Origin of the sequence: Mesorhizobium sp. M4A.F.Ca.ET.050.02.1.1 (genome assembly GCF_003997725.1) — a bacterium.
Lineage (GTDB): Bacteria > Pseudomonadota > Alphaproteobacteria > Rhizobiales > Rhizobiaceae > Mesorhizobium.
The window spans coordinates 1-2,481 of record NZ_RZSG01000849.1 but is presented as its reverse complement, the minus strand read 5'-3'; the positions used below and the strand labels follow the sequence as shown (position 1 = coordinate 2,481).

The following is a 2,481-nucleotide window of genomic DNA, read 5'->3' as shown; positions in this document are numbered from 1 at the left end:
CTGCTGACCCAGGTCAAGCGGCAGACCGAGCGCGACGCCGAACTCGCCGGCATGGAGGCGCAGCACGCCAAGGCGCCGCAGGGAAGCCTGGCGCGCATGCAGCTCTCCTTCGGCCTCGGCAAGGCCAATGACGACCTCAAGGACTATCCCCGCGCCTTCGACTATTTCGCCGAGGGCAACGCCATCCGCCGCACTGGCATCGAGTACGACCCGGCGAGGACGCGCGACGAATTCGAGGCGATGAAGGCGACCTTCGACAAGGCGTTCTTCGAAAAGCACAAGCCAAGTTCGATCGCCGACGACACGCCGATCTTCGTCGTTGGCATGCCGCGTTCCGGCACCACGCTGGTCGAGCAGATCATCGCCAGCCATCCGCAGGTCTATGGCGCGGGCGAGCTCAGCATCCTGAAGACAGCGGTCGGCAAGCAGTTCCCGCTCACCATGAAGGGCGGCTTTCCGCAAGGCATCGCCGACATGCCCGACAAGGCCTTTGCCGAGGCCGGCGAGGCCTATCTCGACATGCTGCATGCCCGCTATTCGGGCTTCAGGCATGTCACCGACAAGATGCCCGGCAACTTCCTGCTGGTCGGCTTCATCCATCTGATGCTGCCGCATGCGAAGATCATCCATTGCGCGCGCGACGCGGCGGCGACCTGCCTGTCGATCTACAAGGTGCATTTCCGCGGCGACAGCCACCGCTACGGCTATGATCTCGGCGAGCTCGCCGACTTCCACAATCTCTACACTGACATCATGGCGCATTGGCGCAACGTGCTGCCCGGCGTCGTGCACGATGTGCGCTATGAAGATTTCGTTGCCGACCAGGAAGGGCAGACGCGGGCACTGATGGCGCATCTCGGCCTGCCCTGGGACGACAAGGTGCTGTCCTTCCACGAGACTGACCGTCCGGTGCGCACGGCCTCGGCCGCGCAGGTGCGCCAGCCGATGTATCAGGGCTCGGTCGACCTGTGGAAGCGTTATGGGGACAGGCTGAAGCCGCTGCTGGACAGGCTGGCGTAGCGTGCTGGTCACCGGCCGAAGCATCTCAGCTTCGTCATCCTAGGGCGAAGCAGGAGCACAGCTCCGTCGCGAAGACCCTAGGATCCATTCCGTGACCTCGATCGAAGGATGCAGCGGAGCAGAATTCTGCACCGTTGCAGCGCCTTTAGGTCACGGCATGGATACTATGGTCTGCGCCGCGTCGCTTCGCTCCTTGCTCCGCCATAGTATGACGAAGCGATGGCTCAAAGCTCGATGAACGTCTGGAAGCCGCCAAAGATCATGCGCTTGCCGTCGAACGGCATTGTCGGCCAATCGGCCTTCAGCCGCTCGTCGACCATTATCTTCGCCATCACTTCGTCGCGCCGTTTTCGCGACTCGTAGACAACCCATGCAAAGACGACGACCTCGTCATCCTTGGCCTGCACGGCGCGCGGGAACGAGGTGAGCTCGCCATAGGGCACGTCGTCGCCGATGCATTCGACATAGGAAAGCGCGCCGTACTCCATCCAGATGGCGCCTGCTTGCCCAGCCATCTTCTTGTAGGCGTCGAGATTTGCCTTGGGGACGGCGAGAACGAAACCATCGACATAGGACATCGTGCTTCTCCTATGCCTTCTTGACAGGCGCGTTCATCGCCCATTCGACACCGAACGGATCGCGCATGTTGCCCCACTGGTCGCCCCAGAACATCACCTGCAGCGGCATGACGACCTCGCAGCCGGCGTCGACGGCGCGCTTCCACCAGGCCTCGATGTCGTCGCTGCCGAGATGGAGCTGCATCGTGTAGCCCTGCGGCTTCACGGGCGACATGCCGTGCTCGGGATAGAAGTCGGAGATCATCAGCGTCGAGCCGTTGATGTGGAGATGGATGTGCATGGTGCGGCCCTGCTCATCCGGCGGATAGAAGAACACCTGCTCGGCGCCAAAAGCCTTCTTGTAGAATTCGGCAGCCTTGAAGGCGCCGTCGAGCTGCAGATAGGGGGTCAATCCGCCGAGCACTTTCGCTGCCGGCTGAACGGGGGTCTGGTCGGTCATAGCTTGCTCCTCTTTGCGTTTTGGTCTGACCTTGCGAACCACAGGACGAACGAGGCGGCCGCGATCCTACACGGGTCTCGGATTTTTTTAGAACCGCCGAAACCGCGCCGGGCTGGTCGCCCGTCAAATCACCCTGGCCGAGCAGGTTGCCGCGCGGGCGCGACGGCTGTTCTGCACGTCGAAGATTTCCGGAACGCCGATGTCCTTGCGCAGTTCGGCAGGCAGCGAAAGCAAGATACGCTCGCTGCGGTAGCGGGCGCGCGCCGCCGCGTACCGGGTTGCGATGCGACCGATGGATGACAGGACCGACATGATGAATTCTCCCTGGTTGATGCCGGCATTATCGTGTCGGCATCCCAAGGACGTGGCGCATCCCGGCGATCCGACAGGTCGTCGGGACTTTTTTGTCGAGCTACCTCAACCGCCCGTTTCGGCGGCCGCTCG

Annotated in this window: 4 protein-coding genes; 1 reads left to right on the top strand and 3 read right to left on the bottom strand. The window is 62.6% G+C overall.

Annotated elements, in window-relative coordinates:
• A partial coding sequence (locus EOA33_RS32155) for a sulfotransferase (protein WP_145989407.1) occupies positions 1–1,020 on the top strand: 1,020 nt, incomplete at its 5' end.
• Between the two features lie 224 nt (positions 1,021–1,244).
• Here the strand turns inward: EOA33_RS32155 and EOA33_RS32150 are convergent.
• The 3 genes from EOA33_RS32150 to EOA33_RS32140 form a co-directional block, all read right to left on the bottom strand.
• Entirely contained in the window at positions 1,245–1,598 is a 354-nt protein-coding gene (locus tag EOA33_RS32150) for a DUF1428 family protein (protein WP_126058705.1), read from the bottom strand.
• A gap of 10 nt (positions 1,599–1,608) precedes the next feature.
• Complete coding sequence (locus EOA33_RS32145) at positions 1,609–2,037, bottom strand: glyoxalase/bleomycin resistance/extradiol dioxygenase family protein (protein WP_127286563.1); 429 nt, start codon at positions 2,035–2,037, stop codon at positions 1,609–1,611.
• A gap of 123 nt (positions 2,038–2,160) precedes the next feature.
• Complete coding sequence (locus EOA33_RS32140) at positions 2,161–2,349, bottom strand: hypothetical protein (RefSeq protein ID WP_126058706.1); 189 nt, start codon at positions 2,347–2,349, stop codon at positions 2,161–2,163.
• Positions 2,350–2,481: the final 132 nt, after the last annotated feature.

Coding starts and splice junctions, on each gene's coding strand:
- EOA33_RS32150 (WP_126058705.1), bottom strand. CDS start 1,598: ATGTCCTATGTCGATGGTTTCGTTCTCGCCGTCCCCAAGGCAAATCTC.
- EOA33_RS32145 (WP_127286563.1), bottom strand. CDS start 2,037: ATGACCGACCAGACCCCCGTTCAGCCGGCAGCGAAAGTGCTCGGCGGA.
- EOA33_RS32140 (WP_126058706.1), bottom strand. CDS start 2,349: ATGTCGGTCCTGTCATCCATCGGTCGCATCGCAACCCGGTACGCGGCG.